Origin of the sequence: Scopulibacillus darangshiensis, assembly GCF_004341035.1 — a bacterium.
In the GTDB taxonomy this organism is placed as follows: Bacteria; Bacillota; Bacilli; order Bacillales; family Sporolactobacillaceae; genus Scopulibacillus; species Scopulibacillus darangshiensis.
In genome coordinates this window covers 1-25,137 of sequence record NZ_SLXK01000053.1, presented here as the reverse complement: position 1 = coordinate 25,137, position 25,137 = coordinate 1, and the positions used below count along the sequence as shown (strand labels likewise).

Annotated in this window: 22 protein-coding genes and 1 riboswitch; of the genes, 17 read left to right on the top strand and 5 right to left on the bottom strand. The window is 42.9% G+C overall.

Annotated elements, in window-relative coordinates:
- Positions 1 to 85: 85 nt before the first annotated feature.
- From EV207_RS20680 to EV207_RS20665, 4 genes are all read right to left on the bottom strand, one after another.
- Positions 86 to 700, bottom strand: coding sequence for a Ger(x)C family spore germination protein (locus EV207_RS20680; protein WP_132748063.1), 615 nt, complete (start codon positions 698 to 700; stop codon positions 86 to 88).
- Entirely contained in the window at positions 693 to 1,799 is a 1,107-nt protein-coding gene (locus tag EV207_RS20675) for a GerAB/ArcD/ProY family transporter (protein ID WP_132748062.1), read from the bottom strand. Before EV207_RS20675 ends, EV207_RS20680 begins: the two co-directional genes overlap by 8 nt.
- Positions 1,796 to 3,358, bottom strand: a complete 1,563-nt coding sequence (locus EV207_RS20670; protein ID WP_132748061.1) for a spore germination protein — start codon at positions 3,356 to 3,358, stop codon at positions 1,796 to 1,798. Before EV207_RS20670 ends, EV207_RS20675 begins: the two co-directional genes overlap by 4 nt.
- 236 nt (positions 3,359 to 3,594) lie before the next feature.
- Entirely contained in the window at positions 3,595 to 5,130 is a 1,536-nt protein-coding gene (locus EV207_RS20665; RefSeq protein ID WP_132748060.1) for a response regulator transcription factor, read from the bottom strand.
- A 256-nt stretch (positions 5,131 to 5,386) separates the two neighbouring features.
- Between EV207_RS20665 and EV207_RS20660 the strand changes: the two genes are divergently transcribed.
- From EV207_RS20660 to EV207_RS20630, 7 genes are all read left to right on the top strand, one after another.
- Positions 5,387 to 5,977 (top strand): DUF6230 family protein, encoded by a 591-nt coding sequence (locus tag EV207_RS20660; protein ID WP_132748059.1) that lies wholly within the window; start codon positions 5,387 to 5,389, stop codon positions 5,975 to 5,977.
- 34 nt (positions 5,978 to 6,011) lie between these two features.
- Positions 6,012 to 6,524, top strand: a complete 513-nt coding sequence (locus tag EV207_RS20655; protein ID WP_207902985.1) for a DUF6114 domain-containing protein — start codon at positions 6,012 to 6,014, stop codon at positions 6,522 to 6,524.
- A 29-nt stretch (positions 6,525 to 6,553) separates the two neighbouring features.
- Positions 6,554 to 7,921 (top strand): PspC-like choline-binding domain-containing protein, encoded by a 1,368-nt coding sequence (locus EV207_RS20650; protein ID WP_132748058.1) that lies wholly within the window; start codon positions 6,554 to 6,556, stop codon positions 7,919 to 7,921.
- A 135-nt stretch (positions 7,922 to 8,056) separates the two neighbouring features.
- Entirely contained in the window at positions 8,057 to 8,518 is a 462-nt protein-coding gene (locus tag EV207_RS20645) for a MarR family winged helix-turn-helix transcriptional regulator (RefSeq protein ID WP_132748057.1), read from the top strand.
- Between the two features lie 81 nt (positions 8,519 to 8,599).
- Positions 8,600 to 9,214: an alpha/beta hydrolase gene (locus EV207_RS20640; RefSeq protein ID WP_132748065.1), complete on the top strand. Its 615-nt coding sequence runs from the start codon at positions 8,600 to 8,602 to the stop codon at positions 9,212 to 9,214.
- A 67-nt stretch (positions 9,215 to 9,281) separates the two neighbouring features.
- The gene (gene wrbA, locus EV207_RS20635; RefSeq protein ID WP_132748056.1) at positions 9,282 to 9,893 is read left to right on the top strand and encodes an NAD(P)H:quinone oxidoreductase; all 612 of its coding nucleotides are present in this window, start codon (positions 9,282 to 9,284) and stop codon (positions 9,891 to 9,893) included.
- Positions 9,894 to 10,022: 129 nt separating this feature from the next.
- On the top strand, positions 10,023 to 10,664 hold the full coding sequence (locus tag EV207_RS20630) for a lysozyme family protein (RefSeq protein WP_132748055.1): 642 nt from the start codon (positions 10,023 to 10,025) through the stop codon (positions 10,662 to 10,664).
- 39 nt (positions 10,665 to 10,703) lie between these two features.
- Here EV207_RS20630 and EV207_RS20625 read toward each other — a convergent pair whose 3' ends face one another.
- Positions 10,704 to 11,048: a DUF3592 domain-containing protein gene (locus tag EV207_RS20625; RefSeq protein WP_165887027.1), complete on the bottom strand. Its 345-nt coding sequence runs from the start codon at positions 11,046 to 11,048 to the stop codon at positions 10,704 to 10,706.
- Between the two features lie 199 nt (positions 11,049 to 11,247).
- On the opposite strand from EV207_RS20625, the gene EV207_RS20620 reads away from it, so the two are divergent.
- From EV207_RS20620 to EV207_RS20580, 10 genes are all read left to right on the top strand, one after another.
- On the top strand, positions 11,248 to 12,141 hold the full coding sequence (locus EV207_RS20620) for a diacylglycerol/lipid kinase family protein (protein ID WP_132748053.1): 894 nt from the start codon (positions 11,248 to 11,250) through the stop codon (positions 12,139 to 12,141).
- 62 nt (positions 12,142 to 12,203) lie between these two features.
- Complete coding sequence (locus EV207_RS20615) at positions 12,204 to 12,782, top strand: cysteine hydrolase family protein (protein WP_132748052.1); 579 nt, start codon at positions 12,204 to 12,206, stop codon at positions 12,780 to 12,782.
- 769 nt (positions 12,783 to 13,551) lie between these two features.
- Positions 13,552 to 15,243 carry a M4 family metallopeptidase gene (locus EV207_RS20610; RefSeq protein WP_132748051.1) on the top strand — a complete coding sequence of 564 codons (1,692 nt, stop codon included), beginning with the start codon at positions 13,552 to 13,554 and terminating at the stop codon, positions 15,241 to 15,243.
- Between the two features lie 573 nt (positions 15,244 to 15,816).
- A riboswitch (SAM riboswitch) is annotated at positions 15,817 to 15,926 on the top strand.
- Between the two features lie 87 nt (positions 15,927 to 16,013).
- Positions 16,014 to 17,138 (top strand): methionine biosynthesis PLP-dependent protein, encoded by a 1,125-nt coding sequence (locus EV207_RS20605; RefSeq protein WP_132748050.1) that lies wholly within the window; start codon positions 16,014 to 16,016, stop codon positions 17,136 to 17,138.
- Complete coding sequence (metC, locus tag EV207_RS20600; protein WP_132748049.1) at positions 17,131 to 18,306, top strand: cystathionine beta-lyase; 1,176 nt, start codon at positions 17,131 to 17,133, stop codon at positions 18,304 to 18,306. Before EV207_RS20605 ends, metC begins: the two co-directional genes overlap by 8 nt.
- Positions 18,303 to 20,165, top strand: coding sequence for a bifunctional homocysteine S-methyltransferase/methylenetetrahydrofolate reductase (locus tag EV207_RS20595; protein WP_132748048.1), 1,863 nt, complete (start codon positions 18,303 to 18,305; stop codon positions 20,163 to 20,165). Before metC ends, EV207_RS20595 begins: the two co-directional genes overlap by 4 nt.
- A 19-nt stretch (positions 20,166 to 20,184) precedes the next feature.
- A complete protein-coding gene (gene metH, locus EV207_RS20590) occupies positions 20,185 to 23,598 on the top strand; it encodes a methionine synthase (RefSeq protein WP_132748064.1) in 3,414 nt (1,137 codons plus the stop codon).
- A 334-nt stretch (positions 23,599 to 23,932) separates the two neighbouring features.
- Positions 23,933 to 24,106 carry a hypothetical protein gene (locus EV207_RS23215; RefSeq protein WP_165887026.1) on the top strand — a complete coding sequence of 58 codons (174 nt, stop codon included), beginning with the start codon at positions 23,933 to 23,935 and terminating at the stop codon, positions 24,104 to 24,106.
- A gap of 84 nt (positions 24,107 to 24,190) precedes the next feature.
- A complete protein-coding gene (locus EV207_RS20585; protein WP_132748047.1) occupies positions 24,191 to 24,559 on the top strand; it encodes a hypothetical protein in 369 nt (122 codons plus the stop codon).
- 99 nt (positions 24,560 to 24,658) lie between these two features.
- Positions 24,659 to 24,877, top strand: a complete 219-nt coding sequence (locus tag EV207_RS20580; protein ID WP_132748046.1) for a hypothetical protein — start codon at positions 24,659 to 24,661, stop codon at positions 24,875 to 24,877.
- The last annotated feature ends 260 nt before the right edge of the window (positions 24,878 to 25,137 follow it).

The following is a 25,137-nucleotide window of genomic DNA, read 5'->3' as shown; positions in this document are numbered from 1 at the left end:
TTTTTTGTACGCATAAATAAACACCAACTTTAAAAATTATAAGTTCATTATAACCTATAATTTATGTTGGTGTTATTTATTCCGTCTAAGTTTTTAAAAGGTTTTCGTGGATATCGCCAATTCTTATATCGGGTACCATTGCTGTATTTTTGTCAACATTATTTGTAATGGAATCAAGAGCTATACTCGGAACCTTTTCGTTTTTTGGCGAGATATTCAGAACATCCACCGCCCGCCCTTTTGAGATTAGAACTTTAATATTTCTGCGCATTTCATTATCCCGCAAGAAGAGGTCAAGAACATTATATGGCGTATTAGCCGCCTTTGCGGAAGTAATAACGACCTTAAGCTGTTCAGCGTAAGGTGTTCGGCTCGTTTTTACTGCCATGTCCCGCGTTGCTTCGAACATGCTATTTCCCTGTGCTGTAATGTTAAAAAAGGGTTTCTGACCCCCGCCGACTGATTGTTGCTGTGACTGTCCTCCCAACCCCCCGGGGGCAACAAACTGATCGGTTAAAGCAAACCTGCCGTTATCTTTTGCTAATTCTGATCCGCTTTCCACTAGTTCAGGGACATCCTTTGAAAGGTCAATAGCAACGCCTATCTCGAAACCGCGTTCTTCAATTTCTATTTGATCCCAGCAACCTGTCATAAGAACTAATAATAAAAGAATGAGTAAACAGCTTGATTTTTTAGCCATGTCCTTTTTTCCTCCTTAGATAAGCGATAAAAAATAATATGAACGGGATCAGAATTTCAGCAATGGGGTATAAAAAATCAAGGACATCACCGAACTTGACAAGCTGAATTAAGCTTTTAGGAAGCATGCTGATCAAGTAAACGATTGGGACTAATATAAAAATGATTGTTTGCTTTTTTACCTTTTTAAAAATTGAATTCAATGCCATAATCGATGCATCAAAGAGTAAAGTAACCGTTGAAAAAATGGCCATAATCCAGACCGTGAAAAATAACGTTTCCACGCGTTCAAAAATGCCGCCTGGGATTTTCACTTCCTTCGCCATTTCTATAGTTGGAAAAACAAGATTTCTTGTCACGATATTAGAAAAGACACCAATGGTTGTCATATAAAGCAGGGTATACACAACCATTGGCACGATCATGCCGGCTGCTGTAACTTTAGGTGCTTTATCTGGGTTAGTCATTAAACCAGTATAAAATAAGAGAATCACCCATCCAGAATAGGAGAAAAAGCCCACCTTTGTGCCATTTATGTACCCCTTTAAATCGGTTTTAAATAATGGAAAAAGGTGCTTCCAATCAAAAAGCGGGATCGTTGCCAGCAAGACAACGAAAAGGACAGCAATGATTATCGGCAAAAATAAAACATTAAGCCGAAATAAGGCAGCCCTTGATCCTGTAACAGCATATGTCACAACCAAAAGGAAAGCGAATCCTATAACTTCCGCAGGTGTTCGGTCAAACAGGTATTGTTTAGATATCGTAGCAATGTATCTTATTTCATATGAAGTAAAAATAATTAAATAAAAGACCAAGAAGAGGGTCACCAAAAAGGCAACTGGTTTTGACACTAGCATGGAACTGTACTCAAAAAAGCTTTGATTCGGGAATCGGGCTGCGAGTTTCGCTGTCAGCCATGTGAAAAGAAGGGCTATAAGGCCGCCAAAAAGAATGCAAAGCCATCCATCAGCGAATTTGGTAGCTTGTGCTAGCAGCCTGGGAGCGGTAAGGACACTAACACCAATGACAACGGAAGGGATGGCAAAGCCAAGCTCCCTTTGACTGATTTTTTCATCTGAATAATCAAATGGCTTCATGACGTGTTCCCGCCCTTATTCATTCTTTTCTTATCTTTAGGTTTCATATAACCCGGCCGTTTGCCTAAGGTTGTGAGAGGTGCCCGAATGACAATGTCCTTCCACCCTCCTTTAAATGAAGGTGCAAATGGTGTCGAATAGGGAACACCAAAGCTTTTTAAATTGACAATATGGATGTTTACCACTATATAAGCTAGTATGATGCCATAAAGCCCAAATATGGCCGCCGCCAGCATAAAACCAAATCGGAGGATTCGGAACGAAATGGCAAGACCGTAAGCAGGTAAGGAGAAGGAGGAAATCGCTGTAATGGCAACTATGATGACCATGATCGGGCTGACGATCCCAGCCGCTACCGCCGCTTGTCCGATGACAATACCTCCTACAATGCCAATTGTCTGTCCGATCGGCTGAGGCACACGAAACCCGGCCTCCCTAAGCAGCTCCATTGTAATTTCCATCATGAATGCCTCAACGGCAGCAGTGAAAGGAACCCCTTCCCTAGAAGCTGCGATAAAGAAGGCTAATTTGTAGGGAATGAGCCCTGGATGGTATGACAAAAGGGCAATATACAAAGCTGGCAGAAACACAGCGATAAATGCTGCTAAATATCTTAGAAACCGAATCAGTGTCGAAAAAAGCCACCGTTCATAGTAATCCTCCGGAGAATGCAGCATATTCGAAAATGTAATCGGAGCAATCAGAGCAAAGGGTGTCCCTTCCAATAGAATAGCAACCTTCCCATCTGTCAAGGCTTGAGCCACTTTGTCTGGACGTTCCGTATGTTCAAGCTGTGGAAAAGGTGTGAGGAAGCTATCCTCAATCCACTGCTCGATAAATCCTGATTCTGCAGCATCATCCAAATCAATTGTTTTTAACCTTTTATTGACCTCGCTTATGAGATTTGGATGAACAATCCCGTCGATATATGTCACGATCAGGGTTTTTTTGGAACGGCGGCCAATTTTGTATGATTGAAACCTTAAGTTAGCATCCCTGATTCGCTTGCGAATAAAAACAGTATTAGTGCGGATATTTTCCGTAAAGCCTACCTTGGGTCCACGTATCAGGCGTTCTGTTGTAGGCTCCTCGACCGCACGCTCCGGCCCGCCTTGTGTATCAATAATAATGACTTGATCAGTCCCGCCCACAAGAATAACTGTGTTGCCGGAAAGGATGGCCAAGGATACATCATCAAGAGAATAGGCTTTTTTGACACCGCCAACTGATAGCCACTCATTATAAAGTCTATCAAGAAGAGGGGCACCCGCTTCTGATACCTTGGTTTCAGGACTTTCAACTTCAGCTTGCACGTTACGGATTATCATTTGATTAATTAAAGTTGTATTTGTTAAACCATCAATATAGGCAACAGCACAGGTGTACTTTGTATGACCAATAGAGAAGGTTCTCGTTACAAGGTCATTAGGATCGTCAAGGAGTTTTTTAATGTTTTCGATATTATCGTCAAGATTCGTATTTAACTTGATTGAAAAGTCTTCTTTGTCTTCTGCTTTTTGGCTGTTTTTTCTGCGCTTTCTCGGTTTGTTAAACGCCATGATTCGCGTTTCGCTCCTTTCAATCTAATCTAATTGTTGACACACGAAGTCGGTTTTAAACGAAAATAAAAGTGTGGAGAACAACTTAGGTTCCCCACACACCGGCGGTTTCATAAATAAAAGTTTATTTTTTGTTTGTATAATTAGTCAGCGTGCCCATCCTAAAAAGAAACTTAATTAATTCTTACAAAATAATAGAAACCCTTCCTTTAGGGAGGGTTCTTTCGATGCTTTATTCAAATAATGCCATTCCTGATTGCCTTGGCTGCCGCCTCCGTCCGATTGTTGGCTTTCATTTTCTGCAATATGGATGACACGTAGTCTCTGACAGTATATTCACTAAGATTCATTTGTTCAGCGGCTTCACTTGTTGACGCACCGTCAGCCATCAGCTTGAGCACTTCAATCTCCCTTGGGGAAAGGTGGAAGGAAGAATGGTGTATCTTTGGCTGCCTTGGCCGGTCAAAGGTGAATTTTTCTAAAAGATCTCCAGCGCTCTGGCCGAATCTTGTTAGTGCCGTAAGTGTTTCAAATGAGACCTTAAAGTGATTGCCGGGGCCTTGATCTAAGATTGCCGCACCGAGCAGCTTGCTTGCTGATGGCACATAAATTGGTGCAATAACAACGGATTCCAATTGAAATTGCTTAACATATTGTTCAGGAAGCCCTTGTGATGCTTCGAAAGCATAAATTGGCTGCAAGTTTTTTAAGTTTTTTTCAAGAGGCTGCAGCTTTTTTAAATTCTTATAAATCAAGGGGATATTGTCGATATTCTCCTTAATATTTTGTATTTCCTCGCTGTTAAACTGATGGCCGAATAACCCGAAGCCACTCTGATCAGTATTCGAGTAGGAAAATAGCGCACATCGTTTGAAGGGCAAGTAGTTCACAAAGCCCGATGTAATATTTTCAATGGCTTCTTTTAAATTCCGGGATCGCATAATCCACTCATTAAAAAGAATGACGGCATCCTTCCACTGCAGCTCTTGCTGGATAAATTGTACGGCATGATTTCCTATACTGAGGAATTGCAAAGAAAATGCAATAAAAGGAAGAAAATAGGGTGACTCCGATTGGTTGGTACAAAAAATAAGCGTTTCATCGTGCCATGGCAAGGTGAAGACTTGCTGGCTGTCCTCATCTACCCGGGGAACCTCCTGCAAAAGCAGTTCAGACAAGTTGAAAAGAGAATGTGATTGCAGCTTTTTTGTATCGGGAAATATTGCCTTTTCCGATGACATGATAATATCCTTCGTAATATAGCTGTCAATTGATTGGTTTACCCGGGCGACCCAAACGATCGGTAATTGCCGGGAACGGACAAGTTGATCAAGAAAATCAGTGAGATCAAGGTTTTCGTTAACCGGACCTACGACAAGCTGCTCACTTATTTGTGTAAATAAATACTGCACAGCCTGGTGATTTTTATAAGAATCGCTAATATTCCCTTTAATCGCCTTGTGAACAGCATTTTCCAAAAGGGTTATAACAAAAATAGAATGCCTTGGCAGAGTAAGTGTTTTTAATTGCAGACGCAATTCCTGGATGCCAGCAAATAAGTGCTCTACATTATCGTGATTATCATCCGTAACCAAGGTCTTAGTAAAGATGCTAATCGCCATGTTCACTTCTTCGGCTGCTTTATTCTTACGCTGCTGGAGATGATCAAGCATTTTGTTCCACTCAGAAAAAATCTCATTTTTATGTAACCGTACGATATGCAGGCCGTTCTCAAGGATCAGCTTCATTCGTTGATTTAATGAAACCGACATGATTTTATGCCTCCTTTCTATATAAATCTTCAAAGGCAATATATGTTTGAATATTCTGTAATAATTATAGCATAATGTCCGCTTTCCATACAAAAGTCGGGGCATTACCTTGTAGATAAATACCGAAAACAGAGTCACCTACAATTTACGGAATTGTTTGAATTAAATCCATGCCATAAACTAAAAGAGGTATTGTAAGCGGTTTCTATGTTTGTTAGGGTCCGCTGTTATTCAACCTTAAGAGAGGTGGAAGACGATGGAGACTGGGATGGCGATTGGGCTGATAGCAAAGAAGAAGTTTTTTGCCGCGCTATTAGGTGGATTTATATTGCTCGGCGGTTTGGCTGCAGCGTTTGGCGCAACGGGGACTGCGTTTGCGTTGCCGCTTGGGGGAATGGGTGATTTTTACGTTACGTTTGACAAACTTGAAGGCACAGGATTTCAATTTATTCCACACGTTGGAGAAACTGGGAATTCAGATGCTTCCCCTATGGTTCGCAACAAGATAGCGGATGCCACAGTGTATAACCTCCACATTTACAAGGACTTAAAGCTGCCAACAGGCAACTGGGTAAGAGTGAATATTACCGCATCAAAGCCAACCAAAATTAAAGGATTGATCCAGGATGCTCGTTTTATTGACGCCAATCTGAAATTCAATGATCTTGCAATTGAGGAGCACAATACACAAGATTTCTCAAAAAATTGGGGCCAAAAGGCAAATAGTGTAACGATAACGGATGCGAAGATCGTAACGGATTATTTATTCCAAAGCATGGTTAACCTGCAAGGTGCCAAGATTTCAGTAGAAGATATCAAAGCGCCCGATACTTCAAAAGATAAATAATCAGGTTGAAAAATAACAGAAATGGGTGGGTGAAATGGGTAGAAAAGAGGACAGAGCCATTAAACGTCATAATAAGTTAGAAAAAAGGCAAGAGCAACTGGAGCAAGCGGGCAAGTTCAAGTTATGGAAAAATAATCGGCCTTTCTGGGGTGCAACCTTAACTGTTCTATCCGCGCTCTTGGTTTTATACATCCCGCTTCAGCTTTATGCCATTGCTTTTGTTCCGGGGAGTTTTGTCTTTATTGGATTATTGTTTGGCGGCCTTATATTAATATTAGGTGTCTTAGCCTATATTTATCCACAATTTTCAACCGTTTTTGGTGTTATAACTATTTTCCTTTCAGTACTTTCAGTTATGGGGGCGCTAGGCGGCTTTTTAATTGGCACGATTCTAGGCATTATCGGCGGTGCTATGTGTATAGGGTGGCAAATGGAGGATGTTAACGCATCATCGGATCAAAATCATGCAGATGGGAAGCGGGCCTCGAATAGAAAGGTTTTTCGCAGGGATAAAAGCACAAATATTAATACGGCCGGGTCGTCTTAACAGCCATGTTGATTTAAGGGGAAGTGTATATGATTAAAACCAAACAATGGTATAAACGTTTTCTTTTTCTTGGTCTAATTCTACTAGTCATTACAGGCCTTTGTCTTCCGCTTCCCGCCCAAAAAGCGGCTTCAGCATCAGGTAACAGCGGCGGCTTTATGATCGAAGCAGATAAAGTTGAAGGTGCGATTAATATTCCCGCCATTCTTGTTGGAAAAATAGCTGTGAAGGAAGGGAAGATCTACGGACTGACACTAACAAAGGAGCTTAAGACAGCCCACGGGACAATAGTTATTAAGATTAAATCCCCTGGACCAATTGATGTTAAAGACATGAAGGCCGATTTAATGGGGCTGCCGACCTTTACCGGACTTTATCTTCCTGACCATTTCGGCTGGATCGGGATGAAGAACGTTAAGATGAAGGTGAGTAAGCAGACAGCTTCATTGCTGACACTGCCGGGTGCTCAAGTTGAGACATCATATGGCAGATCAGAAAACAAGGAAACAAAAGCGTTAAACAAGGAAGACTTGAAAAAGCTGGCCGAAAAGATGAAGAAGGTTCAAAACGGTGAGGATCCAAATGCAAATGATGAGAATAAAAGAAGGATGGATGGCGTCAAAAGTGATATACCGGAGCCGGCGGAGAAGACGAGAGAGGAAAATGGTGACATCGACCCGGCGAAAAAGCAGCGGAAGGAAACAAAAGCAAAAGAGGATCAAAAAACCGAAGACAACGATTCAGACGGAACAGAAAGGACGCAAGATAGTGATGATCACTCAACGGGAGGAAATTCGGGCAATAACGGAGGTTCATCGGGTCCACCCGCCGCTAATCCCGGTAACAAGTTAAAGGAGAAGATAAACCAGTTAAATAAACAGCTAAATGACTTAATTGAGGAAACCAGCGGCACCACAGGTGGTATTACTGACCAGAAGAATAAACTTAACAAGTTAACCAAGGATGTGGATGATGTTTTAAAAAAGGCTGGCGATTCCGTGCATCGGGGGCTCCTTGGTTATTGGGTGGATCGACATGAACTCAAAAAACAGTTGGAGGACTTAAAGGATAAGGAAGAGAAAATTAAAAAAGTCCAAGACGCGATGAGATCTAAGAAAAAGGATGTAGATGCTGATCAGAAAAGACTCAGCAAGATAAAAAGCCAGACGGACATATTAAACAGTTTTATGCTGGATAATAAAGTGGCTGCACTTCATGGGGATATTAATCAAGGGCAACAAAAAATTAAATCGGCTGGTAATCTGATAATGACAACGAAGAGGACAATAGAGAAGACACTTAAAGATATCGATGAGAAAAAAGGTTTGCTTGGCGGTCTATTGGGTGGTTTATTAGATGACACATTTAATTTATTGGAGGATATAACAGGGATTTAAGTTAGTCCGGCAGCACGGGGAGGGCCCAGCTGCCGGGCTTTTATAGATTCACCAGTGAAAAAAGTTGACATCAAGAAGGAGAGGGTTTATTATTATCTTGAATTCAAGATAACTTCGCGAAGGATTGAGTAAAACATGGCACAAGGATATGGAAAAGGAGAAGAGGATTATGCATTAAAGCTATGGGTCGTCCTCTCCAGAGCCAACCGTGCGGTAACTGATCAGATCAACGAGGACATCCAAAGTTACGGTCTCAACCCAACAGAATTTGCCGTTCTTGAACTGCTTTTTCATAAGGGTGACCAGCAGATTCAGCATATCGGAAAAAAGATCCTGCTCTCAAGCGGCAGCATTACTTATGTGGTTGATAAGCTTCAGAATAAAGGACTGCTGAATAGAAGGCCTTGCCCGGATGACCGCAGGGTCAGCTATGCTGCGATTACGGAACGGGGCAAACAACTGATGCAAGATATTTTTCCTAAGCATCAAAAAGCAATTAATGGAATTTTTGATGTGCTTAACACTGAAGAGAAGCAGCAAATGATAAAATTATTAAAGAAGCTTGGATTCAGTGTAGAGCGGAAAAATGTAAAGTAATTTTTTTAACCATATATCTTAAATTTAAGATACATGATTTAAAGATAAAAAGGCGGAATGTTAATGACTAAGAAAAAAGGTATGAAACACCTTTTCAAAAGAGGTCATGTTAACCATCCGACCCTTCTTCTGCTTCACGGGACGGGGGGGAATGAACATGATTTGTTACCTATTGGAGATATGATCGATGATAAAGCCTCGGTGTTAAGCGTTAGAGGGAATGTCAATGAAAATGGCATGCCGCGTTTTTTTCGCCGGCTCGCAGAAGGAGTCTTTGATGAAGAGGACTTGATCAAACGCACAAAAGAGCTGGCAGATTTTATTGACGAAACATCTAAGGAATATGGCTTTGAACGCAAAAATGTGGTTGCTGTTGGGTATTCTAATGGTGCAAATATTGCAGGCAGTCTGCTTTTTCACAATCAGAATGTCCTAAAAGGGGCTTGTTTATTTCATCCGATGGTGCCTCGCCGGGGTGTGGATTTGCCTGATCTGTCAAAAACGCCTGTTTTTATTGGAGCGGGGCGACACGATCCCATTTGTTCCCCCGAGGAAACGGATGAATTAGCCCAGATCTTGGAACAGGCCGGGGCCGCGGTTGAGATGAATTGGGAAGACCACGGTCATCAATTATTGTCACACGCCGAAGTCAAACGTGCTGCGGCATGGTATGAAAGACATTTTTTGAGAATATGATTCGTGTTATTTACCTGGTTTTTACCAGTTAAAAATAATAAATTTAATTTCAAAGGAGCGTTTGAAAATGGCAAACGTAAAATTAGCTGTAATCTATTACAGCATGACAGGAACTAATTATGAGTTGGCAAAATGGGCAAAAGAAGCTGGACAAGAAGCCGGTGCAGAAGTCAGGGTGCGAAAAGTACAAGAGCTTGCGCCACAATCTGCGGTTGAATCAAATAAAGCTTGGAAAGCGCATCATGAAGCGACTAAGGATGTCCCGGAAGCAACAAATGATGACCTTCTTTGGGCCGACGCGATTATTTTCAGTGTACCAACACGATTTGGAAACGTCCCATCCCAAATAAAGCAATTTTTGGACATGACCGGCGGCATTTGGGCAGAGGGCAAACTTGTGAACAAGGTCGTCAGCGCAATGACTTCTGCCCAAAATCCCCATGGCGGCCAAGAAGAAACAATTAGGTCACTATATACAACAATGTTCCACTGGGGAGCTATTATTGCGGCACCAGGGTACACTGATGGTTCAATTTTTGCTGCGGGCGGCAACCCTTACGGCACAAGTGTAACTGTTGACCAAGAAGGGAACATGATTGAGGATGTCCAGGCTGCTGTTAAACATCAGGCAAAACGGACGGTTACCGTTGCTTCTTGGGTGAAGCAAGGACAGCAATAACAACATAACAATAGGGCCTTGATTGCTAATGCAGTCAGGGCTTTTTTGTATTTATTTCTTTAATTTCCCTTGTATCTTTGTGATAATAAAAAGATAGATAAGAGATAATAGATAAGTTGGGGAAAGAAAATGAAACGCATCCGAAAAATGATTTTAATATTAGTTACAGTTATTTTCACACTAGTTATGATTTCCAGGGTCATCCATGATTCAGTTCCAAAGCAAATGGATATAACCTCAGAAGGAACATTTAAAAACGTCAGGAAATATGAGCCGCAGTTACGTGAAGAGCTGGCGAAGGATGATCTTGAAGAATATACACCAGTTCTTATGGCGTTAATGCAGCAGGAAAGTAATGGTTTGGGTGATGATCCCATGCAGGCCTCCGAATCCGCCGGACTCAAACGGAATGGCATTCATGATGTTAGCCGAAGCATTCATCAGGGCGTTAAGCATTTCGAGCGGGTGTTAACTTACGGACAGCAGCAAGGGGTCGATTTCCCTGCCATTATCCAAGCTTACAATATGGGCATTAGTTATATTAATTATGTGAAAGCCCATGGGGGAAAGCATAGTGAGGATTTGGCAAAAAGCTTCTCGCTTATTCAAGTTCATAAAGCACCAAAGAAATATGATTGCGGCGGTGACAAGAAGAATTTCCGCTACCCTTATTGCTACGGGGACTTTACATACAATGCTAAGGTGGAAAAAAACATTGATGCATTGCAGGCAATCGTTAAGGCAAGCAATAATTCCGGCAAGGCAAGTTGATAATATAAAACGGATGAAGTCTCTTCACCCGCTTTATCGTCATGTGTTAAGGTAAGCCGCAAGAATAATAATGCCGTAGCCTAAGATCATAGTCCCGACCGTCCCAAGGACGAAAACATAGGCATAATTGATCTGATGCGGCCGGCTAGCCACTTCCCTTGGGTTTTCCGGGTTAAAATATATCGGCAACGTTTCACCTTTTTTCCCAGCGGGGGGGTTATCCCCATCTATAATGGTGTGCTGTACCTTATTTCCGCTTTGATCCTTAAAGGAAACGACCGGGCAGTATACCTTAGAACCCCTTTGGCTGTCTTCTTTAAAATCAATAATGGTCCCCACTGTTTCAATGGTCTTTTGCTTAAGGCGTCTTTGTTGGATAACCATAAGTATAATCCCGATGTAACATAGGATACCTACTCCGGGGAAAACAAATGTAAACCACATATTATTTCAGCTCTCCATTCTTTAAGTCGTTCATGGACTCTTTTAAACAATAACATAACTTTTTGCCAATATGCATCAAAGGGTTTGACAAAAGCATGAAACACACCCTTTATGAATGGACAAGGAGGTGAAAAAGCGTATGGCCAGAGTAATATTAATCATGAATCCTTCAGCTGGAGGCGGCAAGCTAAATGATAACTTAAATGTTATAAGGGAAAGGTTGGAAGAGATTTACGCAACGGTGGATATTCATTTGACATCGAAGCCTGGCGATGGAGCTGATTACATTAATAAAAATGCTCATAAAACGGATGTCGTGATTGGTGCGGGAGGGGACGGCACGATTTATGAGCTTATCAATGCTTTGAGTGCCCTTGATAAGCGTCCAAAATTTGCTATTATCCCCGGGGGGACGGCTAATGACTTTTCCAGAGCGGTCGGCATGTCGCAAAATCCCCTTATAGCCCTTGACCAGATATTAGAGGGGAAAGAAGAACAAGTCGATGTTGGTCATTCAGCCCATCAATATTTTCTTAACTTTTGGGGGATTGGTCTGATCACACAAGTATCCGAAAACATTGAATCCAACAAAAAAGATATTTTAGGAAAGTTATCTTATTATATGAGTGCCGCCCAAACGGTAAAGGAGGCAAAACCATTTCATTTAAAATTGGATTCTAAGGAGCAGGACTTTGATGGTAAGGCAGTCATGGTGATTGTCGGCAACGGTCCCTTTACCGGTGGTTTGCAGGCCTTTTTTCCAAAAAACAATCTGCAGGACGGGCTGTTTGATGTCCTTATTTTAAAGGGGACCTCTCTGCCGGCTTTCTGGTCTATCCTTCGCTCGAGTATGGCAAAGGAAGAATGGTTTAATGAGGAGGAAGTGATTCACTTCCAAACAAGTGAGTTAACGCTAGATTGTGACCCGGTTCAGGTCATTGACTGTGACGGTGAAAAATATTATAGGACGCCAACTAAGTTAAAGGTGCTTCCCGAGCATTTGACAATGATTGTAGGGGAATATCTCCATTAGTTTTTCCATAGACTAAGCAGAATGTCAATTGCTTTTCTTTATTTTATACGGGAGCGAAAAAGATGAAAAATAAGCATCATGCAGGTGCAAAACACCCTGTTGCTTTGCTGTTGATTGATATGATTAATAATATGGAATTTAAGGAAGCGGAATTACTGCTTAAAGAAGCACGCGCCATTATTGATCCGCTTGTGGATTTAAGGGGGCGGGCTAAAAAGGCGAATATTCCTGTTATTTATGTTAATGACAACTATGGCATCTGGCAATCGGACTTGAACCAGGTAGTTGATAAGGCAATGGAAGGTCCGGGCCGTTGGATCATCGAAAAGCTGAAACCGGATAAGGATGATTATTTTGTTGTGAAACCTAAGCATTCCGGCTTTTTTTCAACGCCCCTTGACACACTGTTAAACCACCTAGGTGTTAATACATTAATTATTACGGGCATGGCTGGCAACATTTGCGTCCTTTTTACTGCGAATGACGCTTATATGAGAAATTACACGGTCATTGTCCCTTCTGACTGCTGTGCTTCAAATGTCAGGGAAGACAATGACTATGCGCTGAGAATGATGAAAAATAATCTCGATGCAGACATACGGGAACAAGGAAAGATAGACCTCAGTCAATTAGGGGTCTGACCCCGAGGGGTCAGACCCCTAAATTTTTTTATAAAAAATTTCTTTAAAAAGTGATCCATTTCAATCCTTTTTGCGATAGCTGTATGTAAGACAAGGGAGGTGACACCATGACTGATATCACTCAAATCTTGAGCGACATTCTTAATGGCAGCGGGAACGGCACTGGAAATGTTGATGTAGACCTCAATGACTTACTATAATTTAAATTATTTAACGGCAAATTTATAAGGAGGTGGCACCGTGAACGACATCACTCAAATCTTAAGCGATATCCTTAACGGCAGCGGCAACGGTTCCGGCAATATTGGCATAGACCTCGACAATTTGCTTTAAGGACTTATTGTGGAACGACTTTTTTAAAAAATGACGGGGGACTTATTACCCCTTTTAATTCTTGGACAAGGGAGGTGAAATTGTGGATTTCACTCAAATCTTAAGCGATATTCTTAATGGCAGCGGCAACGGCTCCGGAAATGTGGACGTTGACGTAAGCAATCTGCTGTAATACTTACTTGTAGTAAACCGGGGTGAACCTTCACCCCGGTTTTTTAGCGGGGTCTGACCCCTTGGGGTCAGACCCCTAAATTTTTTTTGCCTTTTTTTTACGAATTAACGAATACCTCCTTAATAGGCATGATATTTCGACAAATTCAGTAAAATTTTTTAACTAGTATTTTATTTTTTTAAATAATAGGTTAAGAGATTGTAAATAAAGAAATGTTTATACAGGAATTTAAAAATTTCTAAAAACTTTTGGGAGGTAGTTTTTATGAAGAAAACATCATCAATTATGCTTTCAATGATGCTGTGCTTTGGGGTGTCAACGACAACCGCTTTTGCGGCAGAAGGGTCGGCACATGGTGAGGCCTTGAAGTCTATGAAACAGAGAACAGGTGAGCACTTTTTAATCAACTGGAAGGACGCAAAGAAAAAAGATCCGTCGTTCGTTTCAGGAAAACTATCAGAGAAACCTGTAAAAAGTGTCAAAGATGTTAAACGATATTTGAAGGATCATGCCAACCTTTACAAACTCGATCCCAATTCGGAATTGACATTTAAAGGTGTTAAAACGGACAAACTAGGCATGAAGCATTATGACTTTGTACAAACTGTCGACGGTGTTCCCGTTGATAACAGCAGGTTCACTGTTCATACAAATAAGAAAGGAACAGTAAAAGCCGTTAGCGGCAATGCGCTCCCATCTATCGATAAAAAATTAGACGTCAGAGTAAAGGCTAACATCAATAAAAAAGAAGCACTCAAGAAAGCCTGGGCCCACATTCAGTTATCACCAAAAGCAACAAAGCAGGCAGAAAAGAAAGTAAAAAAGGATTCTAAGGTCATAGTGAAAACCGCAAAAGAAGCAAAGCTGCCAAAAATCGATGAGAAAAATACAGTGGAAAGTGCTAAGCTTGTCGTCTATAAGCATGATGGCAAAGCCTATCTTGCCTATCACACCAAATTGCAATTTATTTATCCTAATCCGGGAAACTGGCAAATCTATGTCAATGCAAAAGACGGTTCGATTATTGATGCCTATAACGCGGTGGCTTATGATGGACCGGCAAGCGGGGGCGGTTACGGAGTTCTAGGTGACTACAAGCCTTTGAATCTCTATCTATCAGGCGGTTATTATTATTTGTATGATACAACCAAGCCGATGAATGGTGTGATTGAGACCCGCACGGCACAGAATGGCCAAACGCTTCCGGGACCGTATTTGGTAGACCGTGATACGAATTTCAATTCCAATGATGAGGCTGCAGCTGTTGATGCCAACTACTATGCAGGAAAAGTGTATGATTATTATTATAATAAGTTTGGCCGCAACAGCTTCGATGGTAATGGCTCGACGCTCCGTTCAACAGTTCATTACGGTTATAACTATAACAATGCATTCTGGAATGGGCAGCAAATGGTCTACGGTGATGGTGATGGACGGACATTTATTCCACTATCAGGATCTGAAGATGTCATTGGCCACGAATTAACACATGCCGTAACAGAGCGGACTGCGGGGCTTGAATATCACGATCAATCCGGTGCGCTTAATGAATCCATGTCAGATGTCTTTGGTGTACTGATTACCGGTGATGACTATCTTATAGGGGAAGATGTTTATACACCTGGCGTATCCGGTGATGCTCTAAGAAGTCTAAGCAATCCTGAAAGGTATGGCCAACCGGCTAATATGTCCGATTATGTCTACACATCATCGGATAATGGCGGCGTTCATACGAACAGCGGGATTCCAAATAAAGCCGGCTATCTAACTATCAATCAATTAGGTCTTGATAAATCATCTAAAATCTATTACCGCGCTCTTACACATTACCTGACACCAACGGCGCAATTCAGTGATGCGCGCGCTGCATGCCTTCAAGCGGCAGCTGATTTGTATGGTTATGGCACTGAATACAATGCAGTTGCAAGTGCTTGGGACCAAGTCGGAGTAAATTAAAGAAAACTTGGCTTATCGCCAAGCCTTAATGGCGAAAGCCTTAGTTGCCCTTATACTTTATTCCGCTTTTTCGCTTTAGCGAACTTAAACATTCTTAAAGTATAAAGAAAACTTGGCTTATCGCCAAGCCTTAATGGCGAAAGCCTTAGTTGCCCTTATACTTTATTCCGCTTTTTCGCTTAAGTGAACTTAAACGTTCTTAAAGTATAAAGAAAACTTGGCTTATCGCCAAGCCTTAATGGCGAAAGCCTTAGTTGCCCTTATACTTTATTCCGCTTTTTCGCTTTAGCGAACTTAAACATTCTTAAAGTATAAAGAAAACTTGGCTTATCGCCAAGCCTTAATGGCGAAAGCCTTAGTTGCCTTTATACTTTATTCCGCTTTTTCGCTTAAGTGAACTTAAACGTTCTTAAAGTATAAAATAAACTTATAAAAACCTGCTGTTTCACATTGAACAGCAGGTTTTTTATGAATTTTATTTATCTTTTTTAAAAAAGCCATTGATTAATAGCTTGAATTATTGTAATCTTAAATACATTAAAGAAAACTTGGCTTTCTAAAAAAATTGCATATTTCTTATCAAGAGAGGCAGAGGGACTGGCCCGTCGAAGCCTCAGCAACCGCCGTATTGAACGGTAAGGTGCTAATTCCAGCAAGTTGGAAAACAACTTGGGAGATGAGAAGGGATCCTATAATTTCAGGCCTTCTTCTTATCGAAGAAGGTCTTTTTGCTTTTTTGATTCTAATTTTAAGTACAGGGGGATTTTAAAATGACAGCTTATCGAACGGAAACTTATCTAACGCAAATAGGCAATGGTGCAGATGAACAGTTAGGAGCGGTGAATGCACCTGTTTATTTTTCCACAGCTTACAAACATGATGGTATTGGATTATCAAGGGGATATGATTACATTAGGACAGGTAATCCGACTCGCGGCGTCCTTGAGAAGTCGATAGCTGATATTGAATCAGGTGAAATGGGCTTCGCCTGCAGTTCAGGGATGAGTGCCGTTCAATTAGTCTTTTCTCTATTTCGTACGGGGGATCATATCATTGCATCGCGTGATCTTTATGGTGGAACGTATCGATTGTTCGAGTTTCTTACCGAGCAATATGGCGTCGCCTTTTCATATTGGGATGGGGAGGATGTTCAGGATTTGGAGAACCTCATTACAAAGGACACGAAAGCTATTTTTATAGAATCGCCGACAAATCCGCTAATGAGGGAAACGGATCTTGGCAAGGCAGCAGATATAACTAAGCGACGCGATTTACTATTGATTGTGGATAATACATTTTATACACCCGTGATCCAGAAGCCAATTGAATTAGGCGCTGATATCGTTATTCACAGTGCGACAAAGTATCTCGGCGGACACAATGATGTTCTCGCAGGACTCGTTATTTCAAAGGGAAGTAAGGTCAGCGAGCAACTCGCCATCCTCCACAACGCCTGCGGGGCTGTTCTTTCCCCCTTTGATTCTTGGCTCCTCATAAGGGGGATGAAAACTCTCGCACTTAGAATGAAACAGCATGAAGCTAATGCAAAAGCTGTCGGAAAATTCCTGAAAGCAGAGCCTCTGGTTAAAGACGTCTTGTATCCTGGGAGAGGCGGGATGCTGAGCTTTCGTATAAAAGATGAACAGCTCGTATCTCCTTTTCTGAAAGCATTAAATTTAATAACCTTTGCTGAAAGCCTAGGCGGTGTTGAAAGCTTGATTACCTATCCAGCGACACAAACACATGCGGATATCCCGGAAGAGATTCGTTCCGCTTACGGCCTCGATAATTGTTTGCTTAGGCTTTCGGTTGGCATAGAGCATTCAGAAGATTTAATTGCAGATCTTAAGCAAGCATTTCAATCATTAAAGAAGGAGGCATTGATTCATGACTAACAAGCCGTATACTTTGCAAACAAGAGTAATTAAGGACGCAAGCCCAATTGACCCGCATACAGGAGCAGTGAATGTGCCCCTTCATTATTCGTCTACTTACCACCAATTTGACTTTGACCAGTATGGCAAATATGATTACAGCCGTTCGGGAAATCCGACTCGTGAGGCGCTGGAGGAAGCGATCGCCCGCCTGGAAGGAGGCGTTAAGGGATTTGCCTTTTCTTCGGGAATGGCGGCGATCTCAACAGCCTTTCTGCTGTTATCACAGGGTGATCATGTCCTGATTTCTGAGGACGTCTATGGGGGAACATATCGGATGATTACTCAGGTGCTGAATAGGTTTGGCATTCAGCATACATTCGTTGATACAACGGATCTTGAAAAGGTTGCCTGCGCCATCAGGCCAAATACAAAGGTTATTTATCTTGAAACACCTTCTAATCCGACACTTAATATTACAGATATCCAAGGCGTCGTGAAGTTGGCGAAAGCCAATGGCTGTTTGACTTTTTTAGATAATACTTTTATGACACCAGCATTGCAGCGTCCTATAGAACTAGGTGTTGATCTGGTGTTGCACAGCGCGACGAAGTTTCTTGCGGGACACAGCGATGTGGTCGCCGGTCTTGCCGTTGCCGGGAATGATGGTTTGGCGGAGCAAATCGCGTTTTTTCAAAACGCCTTCGGTGCCATATTAGGCGTACAGGATGCCTGGCTCGTCTTGAGGGGGCTAAAAACACTCCATGTCAGGATGAAGGAATCTTCATGCTCTGCGCAGAAAGTGGCTTCCTTTTTACAAGAACAGGAAGGCGTGTCAGCTGTCTATTATCCAGGACTTTCAAGCCACCCTGGGGCGGCGGTCCATAAGGCCCAATCTGATTCTCCTGGAGCGGTTCTCTCTTTTGAATTGAAAAATAGAGATGATGCCCGTCAGTTCTTGAAACACATAAAGATTCCGGTCTTCGCTGTCAGTTTGGGTGCGGTTGAATCGATTTTGTCTTACCCGGCAAAAATGTCACACGCCGCTATGCCCGAGGAAGAAAGAAACAAGCGCGGGATAACAGACGGTCTATTACGTTTTTCAGTTGGGCTTGAGAATGCTGATGATTTGATCCAAGATATTAGATCATCACTTTCAGCCATTGACAGGAAGGAGAAGGTAAGATGAGTTTGCTGCAGGCATTAAAGGAACGGATTCTTATCGGAGATGGGGCGATGGGCACCCTTCTTTACTCTTACGGCATAGACCGCTGTTTTGAGGAATTGAATTTTTCACATGAGGAAGAAGTGCTTCATGTTCATCAAGCGTATGTTGAAGCGGGCGCTGATATTATTCAAACGAACACTTATGGAGCAAATTATATAAAGCTATCGAGATACGGTCTTGAGGATGAAGTAAAGAAGATTAATTCTCAAGCTGTAAGAATTGCCAAAAAGGCAAAAAAAGACGGTACCTTTGTAGTAGGTACAATCGGCGGGATCAGAGGTTTTAAAAGACAGGCTGTGTCCGCCGAAGAAATCAAACGAAGCTTCAGGGAACAATTATACTGTTTGTTGCTTGAGGGTGTTGATGGGCTTTTGCTCGAAACCTACTACGACTTTGAAGAACTGACCGAGGTTTTGAAAATTGCCCGAGAAGAGACCGGTCTTCCAGTCTTGACACACGTCTCCATGCATGAACCTGGTATTCTTCAGAATGGGAAGTCCCTTGACAGTGCACTGCAGGAGCTTGAAGGACTTGGTGCCGATGTTGTCGGCGTAAATTGCCGGCTCGGTCCATATCATATGGTGCAGGCATTGGAGACCGTCCCTATACCTTCAAAGGCATTTTTATCAGCTTATCCTAATGCTAGCTTACCGGAATACCGGGACGGAAAGCTGTTTTACCAGACAGAAACAGACTATTTTAAAAAGTGCGCTGCCGCTTTTCGTGATCAAGGAGTAAGGCTCCTTGGCGGCTGCTGCGGCACAACCCCTGAGCATATTAAAGCTTTTGCAGAAGGTATAAAGTTCTTAACGCCGCTGCAAGAAAAAGAGATTACAAGAAAGGCTGAACATATTGAAATCAGTCAGCCTGCTGTAAAAAGGGAACCGCCGCTGTTTGAAAAGGCAAAAACTGAACGCTCCGTCATTGTCGAATTTGATGCACCAAAGCATTTGGATACAAAAAAGTTTTTTGAAGGTGCAAAGGCACTGAAGGCGTCCGGAATCGATGCGATCACGCTTGCGGATAATTCCCTTGCGACGCCAAGAATTAGCAACGCAGCCATTGCTTCAATATTAAAACAGAATGTGGACCTTACGCCCTTGGTGCATATTACCTGCAGGGACCGCAACCTTATTGGGCTTCAATCACATTTAATGGGGCTCCATGTTCTAGGGATTCATGAAGTGCTTGCTGTTACGGGGGATCCAACCAAGATTGGTGATTTTCCAGGTGCATCATCAGTGTACGATGTCTCTTCTTTTGACCTGATTCAGCTTATCAAACAATTTAATCAGGGATTATCTTTTTCAGGGAAAACGTTAAAGCAGCAGACAGTATTCAGTGTTGCTGCGGCATTTAACCCAAATGTTCATAGCTTGGATCGTGCTGTTAAAAGAATGGAGAAGAAGATTGCATACGGAGCCGACTATTTTATTACTCAGCCGATTTTCGACCATGAGAGGATTTTGGCGTTAAAAGAAGCGACAAAACATCTGGATGTTCCAATCTATATAGGCATCATGCCGCTGACTTCATCAAAAAACGCCGAATTCCTTCATAATGAGGTTCCAGGCATGCGGCTAACAGATGATGTCCGCAATAGAATAGCGGCTGCTTCGATCCATCCAGAGACAGCAACCAAGGAAGGCATCGCGATCGCAAAGGAATTAATAGATACAGCAATGGAGCATTTTAACGGCATTTATCTTATCACACCGTTTACGCGTTATGATATGACCGTTCAACTAACCCATTATATAAGGGAAAAGGCACCGAAACAGAGAGAGGGGTTGGGCATAAGTGAGCACACTTTTACATGAACAGCTAAAGAAGAAAATTATGGTATTGGACGGTGCAATGGGAACCATGCTCCAACAGGCGGAGCTTGGACCGGATGACTTTGGGGGCGAGGTGTACGAAGGATGCAACGAGTTCCTGAATATTACAGCGCCAAATGTACTGGAAGATATCCATTGTGCTTACCTTGAAGCAGGGGCAGACATCATTGAAACGAATACGTTCGGCGGCACAAGGATCGTTCTGGATGAATACGATCTAGGAGTTCGGACTGAGGAAATTAATACGGCAGGTGTAAGGATTGCCAAAAAAGCGGCTCGTGCCTATTCAACACCGGAACATCCGCGGTTTGTTGCAGGTGCAATGGGTCCTACAACCAAAACGCTTTCGGTGACGGGCGGAGTGACCTTTGATGAAATGAAGGCTGCTTATGAGGAACAGGCACTGGCCCTTATCAAAGGCGGTGTTGACTTGCTGATTTTGGAAACCTCCCAAGACATGCTTAATGTTAAGGCAGGGTTCAATGGCATTTCAGCAGCTTTTGAGACATTGGAAAAGAAAATTCCTCTTATTGTCTCGGGGACCATTGAACCAATGGGAACAACCCTTGCCGGGCAAACGATTGAGGCTTTTTATATCTCGTTGGAGCATATGAATCCTCTAGCGGTCGGGCTGAACTGTGCGACAGGTCCAGAATTCATGACGGATCATGTCCGATCATTGTCTGATCTTGCCACGACACATGTAAGCTGTTATCCAAATGCCGGGCTTCCCGATGAGGAGGGAAATTATCACGAGACACCCCAGTCACTGGCCAAGAAGCTTTCGGGCTTTGCTGAAAAGGGCTGGTTGAATATCGTTGGCGGGTGCTGTGGTACAACTCCGGAGCATATCCAGGCCATTGCCGAGACACTAAGTGATTTTAAGCCAAGAGAAGTTAAGGAACGCCATGCTCATGCCGTTTCCGGAATTGAACCATTCATCTATGATGACCCGACATTGCGCCCTATTCTAGTCGGCGAAAGAACCAATGTGATTGGATCACGAAAGTTTAAGAGATTAATTGTTGAAGAGAAGTATGAGGAGGCTTCGGAAATAGCGAGGGCCCAGGTAAAAGGCGGTGCACATGTTATTGACGTCTGTCTCGCTAACCCTGACCGGGATGAACGCGTGGATATGGAGCGTTTTTTGCAAATCGCAACAAAGAAAATAAAAGCACCGCTTGTCATCGATTCAACAGACAGGGAAGTGACGGAGGCGGCGTTAAAGTATTCGCAAGGAAAAGCCATTATAAATTCAATTAATTTAGAAGACGGTGAAGAGCGATTTAAAGAAATTGCGCCGATTATTAAGCGCTATGGCGGCGCTGTTGTGGTCGGAACAATTGATGAGGAAGGGATGGGTGTGAGCGCAGAACGGAAGCTTGCCATTGCCAAGCGCTCTTATTCCCTGCTCGTTGAACAATATGGGCTGAATCCTCAGGATCTGATTTTTGACCCACTTGTTTTTCCAGTGGGAACGGGGGATGAACAATATATTGGCTCTGCCCAAGCGACGGTTGACGGCATCAGGCTTATTAAAGAACATCTTCCAGAGTGTCAGACGATTCTAGGAGTCAGCAATGTTTCTTTCGGTTTGCCGCCGGTTGGAAGGGAAATATTGAATGCCGTGTATCTTTACCATTGTACAAAGGCCGGCCTTGATTATGCCATCGTTAATACGGAAAAGCTGGAACGGTTTGCGTCCATTAAAGAAGATGAAGTGAAACAGGCAGAGGACTTATTATTTCGGACGTCAGATCAGACATTAGCATCCTTTACGGCCTTTTATAGAGGGAAAAAGAAAGAGGATAAGAAGCCCCTTTTAAATCTGTCTCTTGAAGAACGGCTTGCGGGATATGTTGTGGAAGGAACGAAGGAAGGTTTAATACCTGATTTGGAAAAGGCTTTAGAAAAATTTGACACACCGCTTGATATTATTAATGGTCCTTTAATGGATGGGATGGCTGAGGTCGGCCGGTTATTTAATGATAATCAGTTAATTGTCGCTGAAGTGCTCCAGAGTGCAGAAGTGATGAAAGCGGCAGTTGCCTTTCTAGAACCCTATATGGAAAAGAATGATGAAGCTGGTCATTCAAAGGGGAAGATCATTCTTGCAACAGTCAAAGGGGATGTCCATGATATCGGGAAGAATTTAGTGGACATCATTTTATCAAATAATGGCTTTCAGGTTGTCGATCTTGGCATTAAAGTGACACCTGTTGACTTGATTGAAGCGATAAAGAGGGAGCAGCCGCATATGATCGGGCTGTCAGGTCTGCTCGTCAAGTCGGCTCAGCAAATGGTCCTGACAGCACAGGATTTGACACAATCGCAAATTTCTATACCGATTTTGGTCGGGGGCGCGGCCCTTACGAGGAAATTTACTTTTAACAAAATTTCCCCAGAGTATGACGGGCTCGTCCTTTATGCCAAGGATGCCATGGATGGTTTGTCGATATCGAATCGGTTGATGAATGAAACAGAAAGGGAACAATTAACTGAAGAATGGCATGAAAAGCGGAACGAAGCAGCTATTCAGCAGACGGGACCTTCAGGAGGAGGGGCAGCCACGGCTGTTTTGGAGAAGGTTCGGTCAGAGGTCTCTACGACCGTTCCGATCTATACGCCTCCGGATTATAAAAAGCATATTTTACGTGATTTTGATGTAGCGCAAGTTGAGCCATACATTAATATGCAGATGCTGCTAGGTCACCATTTGGGCGTAAAAGGAAAGATTTCGAGATTGCTGGCTGAAAAGGATGAAAAAACGGTCAGGTTGAAGGAGACGGTCGATGCCTTGATTAATAAGGTGAAAACCGAGGGGCTTCTAAAACCGATCGCTAAGTATCAGTTCTTTCCGGCGCAATCGGACGGTGATGATATCATCATTTACGATCCGGAGAATCGTGGGCAGATCATTCAACGCTTTTCCTTCCCGCGCCAGCCAAAGCCGCCGTATCTCTGTTTGGCCGATTATATAAGGTCTGTCGACAGCGGTGAAATGGACTCAGTCGGTTTCTTTGCTGTCACCGCCGGAAAGGGGATCCGGGAGCTATCAGTGAAGTTGAAAGAGAAGGGGGAATATCTTGAGAGTCACGCCTTGCAGGCACTCGCTATCGAAACAGCGGAGGGAATGGCCGAACGGGTTCACCAGCTTCTGAGGGATAAATGGGGATTTCCTGACCCGACTGATTTTACTATGCAACAGCGCTTCACAGCGAAATATCAAGGTCAAAGATATTCCTTCGGCTATCCGGCTTGCCCGAATTTAGAAGACCAAGAAAAACTTTTTGATCTGCTTCACCCTGAAGAAATCGGGGTTGAATTGACAGAAGGGTGGATGATGGATCCCGAAGCGTCAGTCACAGCTATCGTCGTTACCCATCCCGAAGCCAGATATTTTAATGTTATGTAGAATTAATCCCCTCACCCATGCACACAGGGTGGGGGGATTTTACATTAAATTATAGAATGTTAGACTTCCGGATGATGAAAGACAAAAGCCAGCAAAAGAGAGTGGGAAATGTCGTTCATAGGTGTTATGAAAGCCCGAAGCCGGCAAAAAATAGAGCTCGAGGTCGTTCATAAGGTGGATGAAAGCCCGAAGCCGGCAAAAAATAGAGCTCGAGGTCGTTCATAAGGTGGATGAAAGCCCGAAGCCGGTAAAAAATAGAGCTCGAGGTCGTTCATAAGGTGGATGAAAGCCCGAAGCCGGTAAAAAATAGAGCTTGAGGTCGTTCATAAGGTGGATGAAAGCCCGAAGCCGGCAAAAAATAGAGCTTGAGGTCGTTCATAAGGTGGATGAAAGCCCGAAGCCGGCAAGAGAGTGGGAAATGTCGTTCATAAGGGCGATGAAGACCCAAAATCGAAAAACAAGCCGAAGAAAGGCCATTCATGAATTTGATGCACACCCCGTGCAGTAGGCAAATGATTCAATTATTAATGAATGTACCCACTAACGGAAAAAGGTGAATAGGATAGGTTATATAATGGAAGGGGGGATGCTGATGAACTTGCACAGACCCTATGAAGCATTTGAGGGCAATCGGCACACTCAAAACGGGAGGCAAGGCATGGGCGGCTTCCAAGGGCAAATGCCGGGAGCCGGTACCGTGCCGTCTTTGCAACAAGGATCACAAAGCAGTGTTAGTCAGCATGAAGCGGGACCGCAGTACCCTTTTCCGCCGCCTATGCCTGTGCAAGGCAGCCAAAGCCCAATGACAGATAGGGAATATATGATGCAAATGCTGGCACGACTTACGATGCTAGTTGAGCAAAATAATCAATTGCTTCGGTCATTTCTGCAGAATCAAGATATAGAAAAGCAAAGACAGGTGGTAACAAGCGGCGGCGGTTCAGTGATTGTTAGAATGTAGATAGAAGGGCTCTGGACTCGTATATGGTCGGAGCTCTTTTATTTTTATGACTAAGAGAGCTCTCTGATTTATGAGTCAATATTAATACGCAGTCGTACCATGTTCTATGAGGAGGATTTTAAAAATGCTGACAGTGTCACAGATTATTCATTAGATGAGATTTGGGCGCAAGTAGAAAGGGCATTGAATGAGAATCCGGAGCATCACGACAGCATGAGTACCGTTTACCAATATGATATTAAAGGAGCTGATGGGAAGGAGAGCATCGCCTATCAGCTGAACTTGATAAATGGAACAGCAAAGGTCGGTAAATCTTGAATAATCTGGGTGACAGGGAAATACTAGTCATAGCAAATGGAAAAAAACGCGGAAGAACTTACAAACTGCAATAAAAGCTTCACTCATTCATTATAGGACTCAGATTCCGCTATTTGCGAAAAATTAACTCAAATGACCTCTTAAATGACCGAATAACGGAACCACTGGAGTTAGAATAATAAGTGGACACCCCTTTAACGGAAAGGAGGAAAGAGTATAATGTCAATAACAAGGAGGGGTCTCCGTGGGTGAGATACGTA

Excerpts from the sequence above, each read along its gene's own strand:
- EV207_RS20680 (WP_132748063.1), bottom strand. The coding sequence starts at position 700 with ATGGCTAAAAAATCAAGCTGTTTACTCATTCTTTTATTATTAGTTCTT.
- EV207_RS20675 (WP_132748062.1), bottom strand. The coding sequence starts at position 1,799 with ATGAAGCCATTTGATTATTCAGATGAAAAAATCAGTCAAAGGGAGCTT.
- EV207_RS20670 (WP_132748061.1), bottom strand. The coding sequence starts at position 3,358 with ATGGCGTTTAACAAACCGAGAAAGCGCAGAAAAAACAGCCAAAAAGCA.
- EV207_RS20665 (WP_132748060.1), bottom strand. The coding sequence starts at position 5,130 with ATGTCGGTTTCATTAAATCAACGAATGAAGCTGATCCTTGAGAACGGC.
- EV207_RS20660 (WP_132748059.1), top strand. The coding sequence starts at position 5,387 with ATGGAGACTGGGATGGCGATTGGGCTGATAGCAAAGAAGAAGTTTTTT.
- EV207_RS20655 (WP_207902985.1), top strand. The coding sequence starts at position 6,012 with ATGGGTAGAAAAGAGGACAGAGCCATTAAACGTCATAATAAGTTAGAA.
- EV207_RS20650 (WP_132748058.1), top strand. The coding sequence starts at position 6,554 with ATGATTAAAACCAAACAATGGTATAAACGTTTTCTTTTTCTTGGTCTA.
- EV207_RS20645 (WP_132748057.1), top strand. The coding sequence starts at position 8,057 with ATGGCACAAGGATATGGAAAAGGAGAAGAGGATTATGCATTAAAGCTA.
- EV207_RS20640 (WP_132748065.1), top strand. The coding sequence starts at position 8,600 with ATGAAACACCTTTTCAAAAGAGGTCATGTTAACCATCCGACCCTTCTT.
- wrbA (WP_132748056.1), top strand. The coding sequence starts at position 9,282 with ATGGCAAACGTAAAATTAGCTGTAATCTATTACAGCATGACAGGAACT.
- EV207_RS20630 (WP_132748055.1), top strand. The coding sequence starts at position 10,023 with ATGAAACGCATCCGAAAAATGATTTTAATATTAGTTACAGTTATTTTC.
- EV207_RS20625 (WP_165887027.1), bottom strand. The coding sequence starts at position 11,048 with ATGGTTATCCAACAAAGACGCCTTAAGCAAAAGACCATTGAAACAGTG.
- EV207_RS20620 (WP_132748053.1), top strand. The coding sequence starts at position 11,248 with ATGGCCAGAGTAATATTAATCATGAATCCTTCAGCTGGAGGCGGCAAG.
- EV207_RS20615 (WP_132748052.1), top strand. The coding sequence starts at position 12,204 with ATGAAAAATAAGCATCATGCAGGTGCAAAACACCCTGTTGCTTTGCTG.
- EV207_RS20610 (WP_132748051.1), top strand. The coding sequence starts at position 13,552 with ATGAAGAAAACATCATCAATTATGCTTTCAATGATGCTGTGCTTTGGG.
- EV207_RS20605 (WP_132748050.1), top strand. The coding sequence starts at position 16,014 with ATGACAGCTTATCGAACGGAAACTTATCTAACGCAAATAGGCAATGGT.
- metC (WP_132748049.1), top strand. The coding sequence starts at position 17,131 with ATGACTAACAAGCCGTATACTTTGCAAACAAGAGTAATTAAGGACGCA.
- EV207_RS20595 (WP_132748048.1), top strand. The coding sequence starts at position 18,303 with ATGAGTTTGCTGCAGGCATTAAAGGAACGGATTCTTATCGGAGATGGG.
- metH (WP_132748064.1), top strand. The coding sequence starts at position 20,185 with ATGGTATTGGACGGTGCAATGGGAACCATGCTCCAACAGGCGGAGCTT.
- EV207_RS23215 (WP_165887026.1), top strand. The coding sequence starts at position 23,933 with ATGAAAGCCCGAAGCCGGCAAAAAATAGAGCTTGAGGTCGTTCATAAG.
- EV207_RS20585 (WP_132748047.1), top strand. The coding sequence starts at position 24,191 with ATGAACTTGCACAGACCCTATGAAGCATTTGAGGGCAATCGGCACACT.
- EV207_RS20580 (WP_132748046.1), top strand. The coding sequence starts at position 24,659 with ATGTTCTATGAGGAGGATTTTAAAAATGCTGACAGTGTCACAGATTAT.